This is a genomic window from Frankia sp. CpI1-P, assembly GCF_001421075.1.
GTDB classification, from domain to species: Bacteria; Actinomycetota; Actinomycetes; order Frankiales; family Frankiaceae; genus Frankia; species Frankia torreyi.
Map to the genome: position 1 here is coordinate 20032 of NZ_LJJX01000040.1, position 14834 is coordinate 34865.

Annotated in this window: 4 protein-coding genes and 16 pseudogenes; 14 read left to right on the forward strand and 6 right to left on the reverse strand. The window is 73.1% G+C overall.

Annotation, left to right across the window (positions count from 1 at the left end):
* Positions 1 to 215 precede the first annotated feature (215 nt).
* Together FF86_RS55170 and FF86_RS55175 are read right to left on the reverse strand one after the other, a co-directional pair.
* A pseudogene (locus tag FF86_RS55170) lies at positions 216 to 1400 on the reverse strand (protein kinase); the annotation flags it as partial.
* A 1-nt stretch (position 1401) separates the two neighbouring features.
* Positions 1402 to 1842 (reverse strand): annotated as a pseudogene (locus FF86_RS55175) (hypothetical protein); the annotation flags it as partial.
* Between the two features lie 112 nt (positions 1843 to 1954).
* Here FF86_RS55175 and FF86_RS55180 point away from each other — a divergent pair.
* The 4 genes and pseudogenes from FF86_RS55180 to FF86_RS22670 all read left to right on the forward strand — a co-directional run.
* Positions 1955 to 2295 (forward strand): DEAD/DEAH box helicase (locus FF86_RS55180; RefSeq protein ID WP_242419304.1); only part of this gene is annotated, 341 nt, incomplete at its 3' end.
* Position 2296: 1 nt separating this feature from the next.
* Positions 2297 to 2470 (forward strand): annotated as a pseudogene (locus FF86_RS55185) (hypothetical protein); the annotation flags it as partial.
* A 1-nt stretch (position 2471) separates the two neighbouring features.
* A pseudogene (locus tag FF86_RS22660) lies at positions 2472 to 3922 on the forward strand (RecQ family ATP-dependent DNA helicase); the annotation flags it as partial.
* A 1152-nt stretch (positions 3923 to 5074) separates the two neighbouring features.
* A partial coding sequence (locus FF86_RS22670; protein ID WP_242419305.1) for a serine/threonine protein kinase occupies positions 5075 to 6217 on the forward strand: 1143 nt, incomplete at its 3' end.
* 516 nt (positions 6218 to 6733) lie between these two features.
* On the opposite strand, the gene FF86_RS22675 is transcribed toward FF86_RS22670, so the two are convergent.
* Entirely contained in the window at positions 6734 to 7165 is a 432-nt protein-coding gene (locus FF86_RS22675; RefSeq protein ID WP_044886852.1) for a hypothetical protein, read from the reverse strand.
* Between the two features lie 594 nt (positions 7166 to 7759).
* On the opposite strand from FF86_RS22675, the pseudogene FF86_RS55190 reads away from it, so the two are divergent.
* The 9 genes and pseudogenes from FF86_RS55190 to FF86_RS22700 form a co-directional block, all read left to right on the forward strand.
* Positions 7760 to 8224 (forward strand): annotated as a pseudogene (locus tag FF86_RS55190) (ATP-binding protein); the annotation flags it as partial.
* Position 8225: 1 nt separating this feature from the next.
* A pseudogene (locus FF86_RS55195) lies at positions 8226 to 9175 on the forward strand (sensor histidine kinase); the annotation flags it as partial.
* 8 nt (positions 9176 to 9183) lie between these two features.
* A pseudogene (locus FF86_RS55200) lies at positions 9184 to 9293 on the forward strand (roadblock/LC7 domain-containing protein); the annotation flags it as partial.
* Between the two features lies 1 nt (position 9294).
* Positions 9295 to 9621 (forward strand): annotated as a pseudogene (locus FF86_RS22685) (roadblock/LC7 domain-containing protein); the annotation flags it as partial.
* An 82-nt stretch (positions 9622 to 9703) separates the two neighbouring features.
* Positions 9704 to 9989, forward strand: a pseudogene (locus FF86_RS22690) (DUF742 domain-containing protein); the annotation flags it as partial.
* A pseudogene (locus FF86_RS55210) lies at positions 9986 to 10110 on the forward strand (ATP-binding protein); the annotation flags it as partial. The pseudogenes FF86_RS22690 and FF86_RS55210, both read left to right, overlap by 4 nt.
* Position 10111: 1 nt before the next feature.
* Positions 10112 to 10510, forward strand: a pseudogene (locus FF86_RS22695) (GTP-binding protein); the annotation flags it as partial.
* Position 10511: 1 nt separating this feature from the next.
* Positions 10512 to 10576, forward strand: a pseudogene (locus FF86_RS55215) (ATP-binding protein); the annotation flags it as partial.
* 57 nt (positions 10577 to 10633) lie between these two features.
* Positions 10634 to 11860: a styrene monooxygenase/indole monooxygenase family protein gene (locus FF86_RS22700; RefSeq protein WP_044886847.1), complete on the forward strand. Its 1227-nt coding sequence runs from the start codon at positions 10634 to 10636 to the stop codon at positions 11858 to 11860.
* A gap of 78 nt (positions 11861 to 11938) precedes the next feature.
* On the opposite strand, the pseudogene FF86_RS22705 reads toward FF86_RS22700, so the two are convergent.
* The 3 pseudogenes from FF86_RS22705 to FF86_RS64295 all read right to left on the reverse strand — a co-directional run.
* Positions 11939 to 12856 (reverse strand): annotated as a pseudogene (locus FF86_RS22705) (cation:proton antiporter); the annotation flags it as partial.
* 1 nt (position 12857) lies between these two features.
* Positions 12858 to 12997 (reverse strand): annotated as a pseudogene (locus tag FF86_RS55220) (sodium:proton antiporter); the annotation flags it as partial.
* Between the two features lies 1 nt (position 12998).
* A pseudogene (locus FF86_RS64295) lies at positions 12999 to 13353 on the reverse strand (hypothetical protein); the annotation flags it as partial.
* 856 nt (positions 13354 to 14209) lie between these two features.
* Here FF86_RS64295 and FF86_RS55235 point away from each other — a divergent pair.
* Positions 14210 to 14815: pseudogene (locus FF86_RS55235) on the forward strand (arpA protein); the annotation flags it as partial.
* Between the last annotated feature and the right edge of the window lie 19 nt (positions 14816 to 14834).

Consider the following 14834-nt stretch of genomic DNA (forward strand, 5'->3'; position numbering starts at 1 on the left):
GGCGGTGGCGAAGTCGACGTTCTCCCCGCTGGCGAGATCGCGCAGCACGAATTCGCAGGACTCGCTGCCGTTGAAGTCCTTGACCTGGACCTCGACGGCGCTGGGGGCGTGGAAGGCGCTGCTGTCGCCGGTCTGCTGGACAGTGAACGNCAGGGTCGCGTCGCCGCCGCCGGCCAGTGCGCTCAGTTGGCAGCCCGTGGTGGACGGCGTCACGNCCAACTCGATCCGCCCGGTCTGGTGGACCTGGAACATCCTTTCCCCGTAGACGGTGTCCGACCCGGTCAGCCCCGACGGGTTGGCGCCGTGCGGCGACAGGGTGCAGCCCACGTCGTTGCCCGACTGGCGGTCGGTGACGACCAGCCGCCAGGGGCCGGTGGCGGCGTAGCTGAAGGTCGTCGGCCCGTCCGCGCCGGAGTCCCCGCGGGTGAGCAGCACGGCGGTGACCGCTGCCGCCGCGAGCACGACGACCGCGACGCCGAGCCCGAGCAGCCGGGCACGGCGCCGACGCTTCGGCCCGCCGGCGGAGGCGCCGGCGGAGGTCCGCTCCCCCGCCGCGGCGTCGGCGAGGCCGGACAGGTTCCACGGTGGTGTGCCAGCGGGCGTCGGGCTGCCGGCGGGCGTCGGCGGCGACGGGATCGTCGGCGGCGGGCCGCTCGGCGGGGTGGGTGCATGGACGGTCAGCGTGACATCCCGGTTCGGGACGGACCCGGCTGGACGAGCCGAGTCGTGCGGTCGGCTGGCGTCCATCAGCACGCCCCCGCCGGCCGCAGCACCCGGTCCCGAAACAGCGCCCGGTCCCGAAACAGCGCCTGAACCCGAAGCGGCTCCCGGACTGGAGACGGCTCCCGGACCCGCGGCGGCGTCGCCGCCGGCCGCATCGAGGCCGGCCGCGTCCGCGAGGGCCGCGCGCAGGTCCGCAGCCGTCGGCCGGTCGGTGGGTTGGCGGGCCATCGACCGGGCGACAAGCTCCCGCAGCGACGGGGCGATCCGCGCATAGTCCACCCGGGGTTCCTCGTGGACGATGCGGTAGGTCACCGCGTCGGACGGCCCCTCCCCGTAGGGCGGCTGCCCGGTGGCGCCGTAGCCCACCAGGCCACCCCAGGCGAACACGTCGGAGGCCACGGCGGCCTCACCGGCGGTGACCTGTTCGGGGGCCAGCCAGGCCGGCGTGCCGATCAGCACTCCGGTCGCGGTGAGCTGATCGGCGTCGCGCACGGCGGCGACCCCGAAGTCGATCACGATCGGCCCCGCGGCCGTCCACATCACGTTGGACGGCTTGAGGTCGCGGTGGATGAGGCCGGCCGCGTGGATCGAGACGAGCGCGTCGGCGAGCCCGGCCGCCAGCCGCACCTGGTCGGCCTCGTCGAGGGGGCCGTGGCGGGTGATGTGCTGGCCCAGGGNGGGCGCGGCGAGGAACTCGGTGGCCAGCCACGGCGGCTCGGCGGTGATGTCGAAGTCGAGCAGCTTGGCGGTGTGCCGGCCGCGGACCCGGAAGCAGGCCTGCAGCTCCCGCTGGAAGCGGACCCGGAAGCTGGGGTTGTCGGCCAGCTCGGATCTGATGATTTTCACGGCGACCTGGCCGAGCGGGCCGTCGCCGAGGTAGACCACGCCCATTCCGCCGCCGCCGAGCCGGCCGAGCAGGCGGTGAGGCCCGACCTGGACGGGGTCGGTGAGGCGCAGGGCCGCGACCGCGCCCCGCTCCGGGTCGGTTGGCATGACGCGATCTTCTCCTCGGCCCGGACCGCGGCCGCGCCGAGCCCACGGGTGGACAACTCCCGCCGGTGCTGGGCGTCGCGGTGACAAATCATCTGGATGGTAGCGAGCCCGCGCCTGTCCGCCCATGGTCGTCGGCTTCCCGACCTCGACGAACGTCCCGGGCTGTGGACCACGGCGGTTGTCCACAAGCCGCGGACCGCGGTCCACCGACCCGGACGGATGGCCGTAGGGTGGCGAAATGACCTTGCCGCCCGGCCCCGAGGGGCACCCCGCCGACCCGTCGGGCACCTCCGCCGGTGCCGCCGGGAGCGCCGAGGGTGCCACCGGTACCGCCGGTACCGCCGGCGCCGCCGCGCAGGTCCTGCGGCGGGTCTTCGGCTACGAGTCGTTCCGGTCGGGCCAGCGGGAGATCATCGAGCATGTCGTCGACGGCGGCGACGCGCTGGTTCTCATGCCCACCGGCGGCGGCAAGTCGCTGTGCTACCAGATCCCCGCCCTCGTCCGCCCGGGCACCGGAATCGTGGTGTCCCCGCTCATCGCCCTGATGCAGGACCAGGTCGACGCGCTGCGGGCGCTCGGNGTGCGGGCCGGCTTCCTCAACTCCAGCCAGGACCTCGACCAGCGGCGGACAGTCGAGGCCGCCTTCCTCGCCGGCGAGCTCGACCTGCTCTACCTCGCGCCGGAACGGCTGCGCGTCGAGGCGACGCTGCGCCTGCTCGACCGGGGCAGGATCTCGCTGTTCGCGATCGACGAGNCGCACTGCGTCGCGCAGTGGGGGCATGATTTCCGGCCCGACTATCTGATGCTGTCGATGCTGCACGAACGCTGGCCGAGCGTGCCGCGCGTCGCGCTCACCGCCACCGCGACGCCGGAGACGCACAAGGAGATCACCACCCGGCTGGGCCTGGCGGACGCCTACCACCACGTCGCGGACTTCGACCGGCCGAACATCCAGTACCGCATCGTGCCGAAGAAGGAGCCGAAGGCGCAGTTGCTCCACCTGCTGCGCACCGAGCACCCCGGTGACGCGGGCATCGTCTACTGCCTGTCCCGGGCGTCGGTCGAGAAGATCGCCGAGTTCCTGGCCGGTCAGGGGATCCCCGCGCTGCCGTACCACGCAGGGCTCGACAACCGCGTCCGGGCCGAGAACCAGGCCCGCTTCCTGCGCGAGGACGGCATCGTCATGGTCGCGACGATCGCCTTCGGCATGGGCATCGACAAACCGGACGTCCGCTTCGTCGCCCACCTCGACCTGCCGAAGTCCGTCGAGGGTTACTACCAGGAGACCGGGCGCGCCGGTCGGGACGGCCTGCGCTCGACCGCCTGGCTGGCCTACGGACTGCAGGACGTCGTCCAGCAGCGCCGGCTCATCGACGCCTCCCCCGGCGACGCGGCGCACCGCCGCCGGCTGGGCACCCACCTCGACGCCATGCTCGCCCTGTGCGAGACGGTCGAGTGCCGCCGCGTCGGCCTGCTCGCCTACTTCGGCCAGCGCGGCACCGCGGCCTGCGGCAACTGCGACACCTGCCTCGAGCCGCCGCAGTCCTGGGACGGCACGGTCGCCGCCCAGAAACTGCTCTCCGCCGTGCTGCGCCTCGATCGGGAGCGCCATCAGCGCTTCGGCGCGGGCCACGTCATCGACATCCTGCTGGGCCGGTCGACGCCCAAGGTCACCCAGCACCGCCACGAGACCCTGACCGTCTTCGGCGTCGGCGAGGATCTGCGCGAGCTCGACTGGCGCGGGGTCGTGCGCCAGCTCCTGGCCCAGGGGTTGCTCGCCGTCCAGGGCGAACACGGCACGCTGGCGCTCACCGAGGCCAGCGCGGACGTGCTGCGCGGGACGCGCACGGTGGCGCTGCGCCGCGAGCCCGAGCGGGTCGCGCGGTCGAGTGCCAGAGCCGGCGGCGACGCCGCCTCGGCCGGCGCGGGCCGGGCCCGGCGCACCGCGTCGGTAGATCTGCCGGCGCAGGCCGCGCCGGTGTTCGAGAAGCTGCGGGCGTGGCGCGGCGCCACCGCAAAGGAGCAGGGCGTCCCCGCCTACGTGATCTTCCACGACGCGACGCTGCGCGAGATCGCCACGCAGCTGCCGACGAGTCTCGCCGACCTCGCCACGATCAGCGGCGTCGGCGAGAACAAGCTGGCCAAGTACGGCGAGCAGCTCCTCGACGTCCTCGCCGGGTCCGCCGAGCCTCCCGAACCGGACTGAACCACCGACCCGGGTCGAACCGGCGACCCGGGTTGAACCGGCGACCCGAGTTGAACCGGCGAGGTGCACTCGGCGACGGCACCCGGCCGGCGTGCCGAGGCCCCCACGCCGCCCGGGGCGCGGGTCAACTCCCGTCGGGGGCCGCCGTGCGGCCGGTGAACAGGGCCACCTCGCCGACCTGTTCCAGGGTGTGCTCGGCGAGGACGGTGCCGAGCGCGCGGTCGAGGTCGGCGGCGGTGTCCTCGGTGTTGTTCAGGATGCCGCGGCGGTTCAGCAGCCGGATCATCCGGCGGGCGCGCGGCGGTGTCCCCGGCCCCGGCGCGAGGATCGTGCTGCCGAACACCACCCCGCCCGGTTCGAGCACCGCGGCGATGTTGCCGAGGACCGCGGGGGCCTTCTCGTCGAGCCGGCCGGGGATGCAGTGCAGCAAGTAGCCCACCCCGGCCGAGGCGAACGGCGCCCCGGGCAGGTCGGGAAAGGGCTCCAGCGCGTTGACGACGGCGGTGCTCACTTCGTGGTGGCGGATCCGGCGGGCCGTCCAGCGCAGAGTGTTCTCGTTGAGGTCGGCGAGGGTGATCGCCGCCCNCCCCGGCCAGCGGGCCCGCGCCAGGTGATAGCCGGTACCGACGCCGACCTCGAGATGCCGGACGGTCGCGTACGCATTGTACTGTCGGTTGATCACGGCGGCCGGACAACGCCACACATACCGGTTGTTCAACCAGGTCACCGAGATGTCGTAGAACGCGAGGGCCGCCCATCCGTAGGTTTCGGCGGCGGCGCGAACCTCGGGTGCCGCCGCCTCCACTGCGCTGGGCACGGGCCGGGCGGCCCGCCCGCGGCGGGAAAACCGTTGCATGGCCTGCTCCTCTGGCGCGATGAACGGAAGACCGGGTAGGGCGCGAAGATATCCCGAATAGGCGGCTCGCATTCGTGAAACCGCGCGGAAGTCAGCGGTCGCGAGCGGCGTGGTGCGGCGCGGCAGGAAATGCCGCCGGCGCCGCACGGGGCCGCTCGTGGCGGCGTCCGCGTGACGCCCGGCGCGCTGCGGCGACGAGCCGGGCGGAACGTCCGGAAGCAAGCCGGAGCAGGACGATTCAGCTAGAATCGGTCGGCCGATGTCTCCCTCCGCCGCCCCGGGAAGAGCGATCTCGCATGCCGGATCCGCGCCTTGGCCCGTTCCCCGTCGACTTTCGCGTGCACGGCCTGCGCACGCACAGCGAGGCCGGCGCACGGGACGATTTCGAACAGATGATCGCCCAGCTCGTCGATGCGCTGCATCCGGGCTTCCGGCTGATCCGGCTGATAGGCGCCAACCCCGGGTCCGCGGGGATCGATGTCTTCCTCGGCCACCTCGATGACCGGATCATCGCTTGGCAGGCCAAATACCTCCTGCCGTTGGTGCGGGAGAGCCATCGCGCGCAGATCAGGGACTCGTTCCGGGCCGCGGTGCGGAATGCACGCGAGTACGGCTATGGGATCGACCGGTGGATTCTCTGCGTTCCCGGTTCGCTGGATCAGCCGACGGCGATGTGGTGGGACCGCTGGCGGCGCGAGCAGCAGGCGGCAACCTCGATCCGCATCGACATGTGGGACGAGAACGGCCTGCGGGCCCGACTCGGCCGGCCGGTGGCCGCGCACGTGCGCGCCGCCTACTACGCCTGGCCCCGCGCGGCCGGCTACGCCTGGTCCGGCATGGCGGACGGGCCGACGCCGGTCACGGATCCCCGGCCCGCACGCCGCACCACGCCCGCCGACGTGTCCTGGTTGGGCGGTGAGACGGTGCGGGTGGCAGCCCGCACCTGCCTGTTGGAGGGGAATCCGTGGGAACGGCGCGGCGGCGACGGATCCTGGGTGCTGCGGGAGGGAACCGCCTCACTGCCGGGTCCGCCGCCGCGCCCGGTGTGGTTTCGCCACGTCCTCGTGCGCCGGCCGGGGTTCGCGGCGGACGCGAAGCTCGCGACCGTGGACAGTCAGATCCGCCTGCTCGCCGAGATCGGTGGTCGGCGCGGCCTGCCCGACCTGATCGAGGGCCAGGTGACGCCGGTGGAGGCCGGCCTGCTCTCCGGCCGGCTGGCGGGTCCGACCTGGCGGGAGGTCTTCGGCCCCCCGCGCCGCGCCGACCGGGGGCCGACCCGGCCCCGCCTCCATCCGGTACGGCCGACCGGACCCGGCTACCCGTCCCCGCGCCCGACGGCAGGCCCGAGGCTCTGGGGTGCGCCGCCGGGTGAGGGCCGGGCGGCGCTGGGCCGCACCTGGGCACCGAACCCCTCGACCGCCGTCGCCCTGCTGCGCACCNCCGCGGGCGCGGGTGACGTCCTCGCGGCCCTGCACGAGGCGGGGCACAGCCATCGGGCCCTGACCCCTGATGGCCTGATCCTGCCGGGGGCCGACCCGCAGGCGGGACCGCCGACGCTGCGCGACCTGGGGCTCGCCACAGTCGCCCGCCACGCCGAGGAGGGGCCGGCCGAGTACCGGGCCCCCGAGCAGGAGCGCCTCGGGCTGCACAAACCGCGGATCGGGGTGCGCACGGACGTGTTCCGGCTGGCGGCCATGGCCTACCACTGCCTGACCGGCGTCATGCCGGCGCGCGGCGGGCCGGCGCCGCTGCGTGGGCTTCCGCTGCCGTTTCCGGTGCCGGACACCCTCGACGAGGTGCTGGTCCGGGCGCTCGACTCGGATCCGGCACGCCGGCCCGCCCGCATCCGCGTCCTCGCCGACGCCTTCCGGGTCGGCGCCGACCATCTCGCCCGCTGGGGCTACTGACGACCTGGCGGTGCGCGGCAGCCGCAGCGGTGCGAGACGGCCCCGGCGCTACGGCGTCGAGGCGGCGGCGCAGACCGTCGACCGGGCCAGGGCCAGGATGGCGCCGGAGGTCGGCTGGTCGGGGGTGATGCCGCCGTCGGCGAACCGGGCCGGGATGCGGGTCAGCGCGAGGCGGTCGCCACCCTCGGGGAGGTCGTCGAGGCAGAGGTGGGTGCCGTCGTCGCGCAGGGCGGTGTCGCTGCGGCCGGCGGCGAGGGCGGGGAACTGCGCACGGAAGGCCGTCACGAACGCCGCCGCCGCCTCCGAGTCGTGCATCAGGTCGAAGGCGCTCCCCCCGCCCGCGGCCGACGCGCCGGCGCTGGGCGTGGCCCCGGCGGGCGGCCCGCCGGATCCCCCGGCGCCGCCAGCGCCCCCAGAACCGCCGCAGGCTGCGAGAACGGCGACGAGGGCGGTCAGAGCGAGCGCCCGCCAGTTCTTCATCGGCTCCCCTTGCTCGTGGAACTCCCCTTGCTCGTGGAAGGAGCAGAGGCTAGCCGGCGCGGGCGGGCACCGTGCCGGCGGGGGCAGGCGGTCGACGCCCTCGCGCGCAGTCCGCGGCCGGCGGCGCCGGTCGGACCAACCACGGACCCGCCCGCACCGATCCACGCCGTAGCGACCCTGTTGGTCCCACATAGTTCTCCGGGTAACGGGAAATCTGCCGTGCCGTCGATGCGCCGGGCGGTATTGCGGGCCCCACGGGCATCCCGGCGGGCGCATTGCCGCCGCCATGGGGAACGGGTCCGCGCAATGCGCTGTCCACGGGTTGTGCCGGGCGCGGTTGACCCCGACCACATCCGGGGATCCCGCCGTAGCCGCAGGCCAGTCGCCCGCCCACCGCGTTCATCCGGTGTTACCGGCGGCACCGCGGCAGATAGCCGCGCCCATTCCCGCCGTCGATCGGAACAACTAGGGACATCTCACCCCGGGATCGGGCAAGTCGGTTGGACGAGGCCGGCGGGCGTCTGATTGCATACCAGCCTGACGGGGGTGCCGGAGGCGGGAGGGACCCGCACGAGAGAGAGCAGTAAGGACGGGATGACGACACGAGCCCGAGAACTGTTCCAACGATCGCGCGCACTGCTCGGAAACTCCCGCGAGGTCGCCGCGCAGCTCCTCGCTTCGCCCGGGGCGCACTCCCGCCCGGCGGTCCCGCCCGCCGCGGCGCCGACGAGACCCGCGCCGGGCTCCACAGCCATGCCGGCGCCGACCACCGCCCAGCCGGCGGCCACCGCCCTTCCCGCGAACACCGCCCTTCCCGCGAACACCGCCCTACCCGCGGGAACCGCCCTCCCTGCGGACGGCGACCCGGCCGCGGCCATGACCGCGGCCGCGGCGCAGGCGCTGTCGGCGATCTGCGCCGACGTCGCGCTGCGCGACCTGAACCTGGTGGACTCCCTGCTCTCCCAGCTCGAGGAGATGGAGGCCCGTGAGGAGGACGCCGAGCGGCTCGACGAGCTCTACCAGCTCGACCACCTCGCCGCCAGGCTGCGCCGTAACGCCNAGAACCTACGCATCCTCGCCGGGCGGGACGCCAGCGAGACGGCGTCGGACACCGCGGCGATGGTCGACGTGATCCGCGCGGCCATGTCCTCCATCGACCACTACTCCCGCATCGCCATCGGCCGGGTCGTCCCGCTCGGTGTGGTCGGATTCGCCGCCGAGGACGTCGGCCGGCTGCTGGCAGAACTGCTCGACAATGCCACCAAGTCGTCTCCGCCAAGCGCGCCGGTGCGCGTCGGCGTGCACCTGACCGAGCAGGGCAGCGCGCTGCTACGGGTCGAGGACGAGGGCATCGGCCTGCCCCCGGAGCGGATGCGCCGGCTCAACGAGCGGCTGCGCGCCGGCCCGACCCTCGACGACGACGCCGTGCGGCACATGGGGTTGGCCGTGGTCGGTCGGATCGCGGCCCGGCACGAGATGCGCACCTGGCTCGACCGCCGCCACCCGCACGGGACGACCGCCTCGGTGCTGCTGCCCGCAGCGCTGATCTGCGAGCTGCCCGAGGCGAGCTGGTCGGGCGCCCAGACCGTCACCGTCGCGCCCGCCGTCTCCGCCGTGCGTACCGTCGGGTCCGCGGCGCACGTGGCGACGGCCGCCGGGCTGCCCGGACGCCGGTCCGCGCACCTGGCCCGACCGCGCCCGACCGCGCCGGCGGCCCACTCCGCGCGGCCGACCGCCTCTCCGGCGCTGCGGCCCGTGCCGAACCCGCCAGCGAGCCGGCCAGCGAACCCGGCCGCCGGCCCGGCCGCCGTCGAGACCACTGCCAGCGGCCTGCCCCGCCGGGTGTCACGCAGTCTGAAGAACGGCACCGGCCCGCTCGCGGCCCCGCCGCCGGCGGCCCCGCCCGCGGCAGGGGCGGCCCAGGTGGCGGACCACGAGCGGCTGCTCGCCGACCTCGGTGCGTTCACCGAGGGGGAACGCACCGCCCGTGACGAGCAGCGAGGGGCCTGAGAGAAGCCGTGACGGATACGACCAACCGCCAGGGACACGACGACTTCACCTGGCTCATCAACGACTTCGTCGCCAGAGTGCACGGGGTTTCCCACGCCCTGATCCTGTCGTCCGACGGNCTGTCGCTCACCTCCTCGGACACGGTCGGCACCGTCGAGGGTGAGCAGCTCGCCGCGATCGCCAGCGGGATGCTGAGCCTCGCCCGCAACAGCGCCGCGCTGTTCGACAAGGGGACCTGCGAGCAGATCATTGTCCGGATGTCGTCGGGATACCTGCTGTTCATGGGCATCGACGCGGGCGCGGGCCTCGCGGTGCTCACCGACGCTGACTGCGACATGAAGGTCGTGGCCTACGAGATGACCCAGTTCGTGCTGCACGCCGGCCACGCGCTGACCCCGCAGACCCGCGCGGACCTGCGCCGCGTCCTCGCCGGCCGGCAACTGTGACGCCGGAACCGCGGGCGCGGACGCGGACGCGCAGCCGGCGCATCCGCCCGTACGCCCTCACCGGGGGACGCACCAGAACCCNCCACCACCTGCTGGTGGAGACGCTGGTCTCGGTCCCCCGCTACGACCCGGCACTGAGCGAGTCACTGATGCCCGAGTCGAAGGCGCTCTACGAGCGGGCCCGCGCGCAGTTGTCGATCGCCGAGCTGTCGGCGATCCTGTCGATCCCTCTCGGGGTCGTCCGCGTGCTCATCAGCGATCTTGCCGCCCAGGGCGCGGTGTTCATCCATCCGACGGCGCACGCCTACTCCCACGACCGCGGTGTGCTGGAGCGGATCCTCAGCGGGCTGCGGGAGCTGCCGGTCTGAGCGGGCACGCACCGGGACAGGTCGCCGGCGCCGACCCGGACCAGTTGATGATCTCGGCGAAGATCGTGATCGCCGGCGGGTTCGGCGTCGGCAAGACGACGCTGGTCGGCTCGGTGTCGGANGTGCCGCCGATCAACACCGAGGCGTGGATGACCGAGGCCAGCGAGGGCGTCGACGACCTGCCCCCGCACGGCGAGAAGACCACCACGACGGTCGCCATGGACTTCGGCCGGATCTCGCTGGACTCCGACCTGGTGCTCTACCTGTTCGGCACGCCAGGCCAGGCGCGGTTCTGGTTCCTGTGGGACGACCTGTCCCGCGGCGCCCTGGGCGCGATCGTCCTCGCCGACACCCGCCGGCTCGACCAGTCCTTCGCCGCGGTCAACTACTTCGAGCATGACTCGACGGTGCCCTTCCTCGTCGCGGTGAACCTGTTCGACGGCCGGCTGTGGCACGACCTCGACGAGGTGCGGGACGCCCTCGCGTTGCGACCGAGCATTCCGCTGATCACCTGTGACGCGNGGGACCCGGCGTCGACCGCCGAGGCCCTGCGGGCGCTGGTCCGCTACGCCATGTCCCTGGCCTGACCCACCGTCCCTGGCCTGACCCACCGTCCCTGGCCTGACCCCGAGGAGGACGCACCCATGCGCAAGATCCTGATCGTCGGCGCCGGCCAGTCGGGCCTGCAGCTCGCCCTCACTCTGCGGGAGCACGACTACGACGTCACGATGATGTCGGCGCGCACCCCCGAGGAGATCCGCACCGGCCGGGTGATGTCCACCCAGGCCATGTTCCACACGGCGCTGCAGCACGAGCGCGACCACGGGCTGAACCTGTGGGAGGCCGACGCGGTCGGGATCGAGGGGCTGGGCGTGTCGCTGGCCGCGCCGGACGGCACCCGGGCGCTGGACTGGTTCGGCCGGCTCGATCATCCCGCCCAGTCCATCGACCAGCGGGTGAAGATGGCCGGCTGGTCGGAGCTGCTCGAGGAACGCGGCGGCAAACTCATCATCTCCGGGGTCACCACCTCCGACCTGAACCACCTCGCCGAGCTGTACGACCTCGTCATCGTGGCGGCGGGCAAGGGCGAGCTGGTCGGTCTGTTCGACCGGGACGCCGCCCGCTCGCCGTACACCGCGCCGCAGCGGGTGCTGTCGCTGGCATACGTGCACGGGCTCGCGCCGCGCCCCGAGCACCCCGACGCCCCCGGCGTCCGCTTCAACATCGCCCCCGGGGTCGGGGAACTGTTCGTCATCCCGGCGTACACACTCAGCGGGAACTGCGACATCCTGTTCTTCGAGGGAATCCCCGGCGGCCCGCTGGACTGCTGGGACGACCACCCCGAGCCCGCCGAACACCTGCGCCGCATCCTCGAGCTGACCCGGACGTACGTGCCGTGGGAGCACGAGCGCTGCACCGACGTGGAGCTCACCGACACCCATGCCACGCTCGCCGGCGGCTACACCCCCGTTGTGCGCCGGCCGGTCGGCGAGCTGCCGTCGGGCCGGGCGGTGCTGGGGATGGCCGACGTCGTCGTCGCCAACGACCCGATCACCGGGCAGGGCGCGAACAACGCCGCGAAGTGTGCCGCCTCCTACCTCGACAGCATCCTCGCCCACGGCGACAGGCCGTTCGACCGCGCCTGGATGCAGGGCGCCTTCGACCGGTACTGGGACTACGCCCAGCACGTCACCACCTGGACCAACGCGCTGCTCGCCCCGCCGCCGGAGCACGTCCAGCAGATCCTCGGCGCGGCGGGGACGCACGACGCCGTCGCCCGCCGCTTCGTCAACGGCTTCGACGATCCCAGCGACTTCCAGCACTGGTTCCTCGACCCGGCGAAGACCGCCACCTACCTCGCCGGCTTCTGAGACAGCCGGCTCGCCTCGCTGGTCGGCGTTGGCGCGGTGGCGTCGAGGGGTGACCGGGAGGCCGGGATGGGAGTCACNGGCGGCACGGGAATGCCCAGGCGGTCGAGCAGCGGGCTGGTGGCCGCGGTGGTGAGCAGCGCCATCACGACCAGCGCCGTGAAGGTCGTCCGGTCGAGCACGCCCATGTCCAGGCCGATCTGAGCCACGACGATCTCGGTGAGCCCACGGGTGTTCATCAGCACGGCGAAGGTCGTCGCCCCTCGGCGGCCCAGCCCGGCCAGTGCGGCGGCACCGCCCGCCCCGATGATCTTGGCCGCGAATGCCACCGCCACGATCAGCAGGATCTCCAGCAGGCCGCGCCCGTCCACGGCGCCGAGATCCACCGACAGGCCGGCTGCGACGAAGAAGACCGGCAGCAGGATCGCCCCGAACCGCTCGATGTTCACACCCAGGTCCGGCGCGAGCCGGCCGAGGCTCGACCGGGGCAGCGCGGCGCCGAACGCGAACGCCCCGAACACCGGGTGCAGCCCGATCTCGGCGGTCGCCCACGAGCAGATCAGCAGGCCGACGACGGCGAAGGTGAGCAGGGCCGGGCCGACGCTGCGCGGATCCGCCCGCGCCGCCGCCCGCTGCGCCAGCACCCGGGCCAGCGGCGCCACGACGACCGCCAGCACGGCGACGAGGCCGGCGAGCTCGCCGACCATGCGCAGGAATCCCCACGGGCCGCTCGCATTCACCACGGCGACGACCACCGCGAGTGTGCACCAGCCGACGGCATCCCCGATGACCGCACAGGTCAGCGCCATTCTCCCGACGACGTCGCCGGCCATACGCCGCTCGGTGAGAATGCGGGCGAGTACCGGCAACGCGGTGATGGACATGGCGGTGCCAAGAAACAGCGCGAACGGCAGGAGGCCGACCGCCTTTCCCTCGACGCTCCGATGCCACGGATGCAGGATGGCGGCAGCGCCGATACCGCTGCCGAACGGCACCAGGNTCGACGCGGCCGTCAGGGCGGCCGTCAGCCCTCCCCTACGGCGGACGTCACCGAGGTCGTGGTCGTAGCCGACGACGAACATGAACAGCACCAGGCCGAGCTGGGACAGGATGTTCAGGTACGGCCGGATGTCCGGGGGGNACAGCGTCCTCGGCAGATCTCCCGGCAGCAGGCCGAGCAGGCTCGGGCCGAGCGCGAGGCCCGCGAGGATCTCGCCGATCACCACGGGCTGTCGGCATCGGCGGGCCACCTGCGCGAACAGCGCGCTGAGGGCGATGATGAGCGCCGCGTCGGCGAAGACAACGGCGACGACATGGTCCGCGTGCGGGGCTGAGGCCACTGCGGGCGTCCTCTCGATTCTCCCCCGGCCGCGATTCCCCACGGCCGTCACCGGAAGCGGAATCGGAATCGGGCTGGCACAGATGGTATTCAGATTCGCTCGCCGATTCGCCTGTTCGGAGAATCTCGATCGCCGCCCGCGGCACTCTCCGGGCACCGTGCGGGGAGCCGCGCCGCTGCGGGCCGGGCCGGCCGGACGTGACCCGGACGACGGGCCAGGAGACGACGGACCAGGCCGCGCGGAACGCCGGGGATCGGATTGTCAGCCCGCGCTCGCCCCCACGGACCCGCGGCTCCTGCGCTCGCGCAGGCTACGCGGGCGCAGGGTCGGTCCGGAGGTCGACGTAACGCCAGGCGATCGGCCGGGCGCGCGGCCGGGCGCGCGGCCGGGCGCGCGGCCGGGTGCGCGGCCGGGTGCGCGGCGATCCGCCGCACCTGGTGGCACGTTCGGGTAGGTGAACCCGGTCCACACGGGCGGGCGCGGTATGGCCCACCGTCCGCCGCCGACCGTAAAGGTGCAGGTCACCTGCCTTTGCGGTCCTGGCGGCTACGGTCGATCGAGCCTGGCCCTAGCAGCCGGACAACGGCACACGCCAACAGTTCCGGCCGGCCAAACCACCGATCGTGTCGCATCTCACACTAACCTTCACCATCGTGACTTCCGGGTCAACATGGGGTAATTCCCGTTCCGGTCACGGAAGGTTCACGTTGCCGGGAACAGCCGTGAACGGGTGGTGGAGAGGAGTGTCATGAGTGCNGCGGACGCTCGATCAATCAGCGAGTTGGTCGACACGACGAGTTATCCCCTCGCCGACCCGGCCAACCCGCTGTGGTGGACCGCCGTCTCCCGCGCGCGGCACGATCTGCGCACAGACGGTTGTTGCGTGCTACCTGGATTCATTCATCCCACCGTGTTTCCCGCCCTGGCCCGAGAATGCGCCACCGTGGCCCCGCTGGCCTACGACGAGATCGAGACCGTCAACGCCTACAACATTGCGATCGACTCCGCGCTNCCGGCCGACCACCCCGGCCGGATCGCCATGCGCCGGGGTAACGCCTTCGTCGCCCGGGACCAGATTCCCACCGACTTCGCCATCCACTGGCTCTACCGCAGCGAGCCGTTCCAGCGCTTCGTCGCGGCCTGCTTCGGGCTGGTGCAGGTGCATGAACTCGCCGATCCGCTGGCCGGGCTCTGCCTGAACGTGATCACCCCGGGGCTGGAACACCCCTGGCACTTCGACACCAACGAGTTCGCGGTCAGCATGCTGACCCAGGAGCCGGAGTTCGGCGGCGAGTTCGAGTACTGCCCGAACATCCGCACGGCGCAGGCGGAGAACTTTCCCGCCGTCCGAGCCGTGCTGGCCGGCGAGGGCGCTCACCTCGTCCGGCGCCTGGTCCTTCGCCCCGGCGACCTGCAGCTCTTCCTCGGACGTTATTCCATGCACCGGGTCAGCCCCGTCCAGGGCGAAATCGCCCGACATTCGGCGATCTTCGCGTACACCGAGCGGCCGGGAGTGGTCGGCAGCGTCGCCCGCACCCGCCAGCTTTTCGGTCGCGTCCTGCCCGGCCACCTGGCCGCGGAGGCGAGCGCCGTGCGCGTCGACGCACTGCTGGACTGAACCCGCCCTCGTCGAGCCC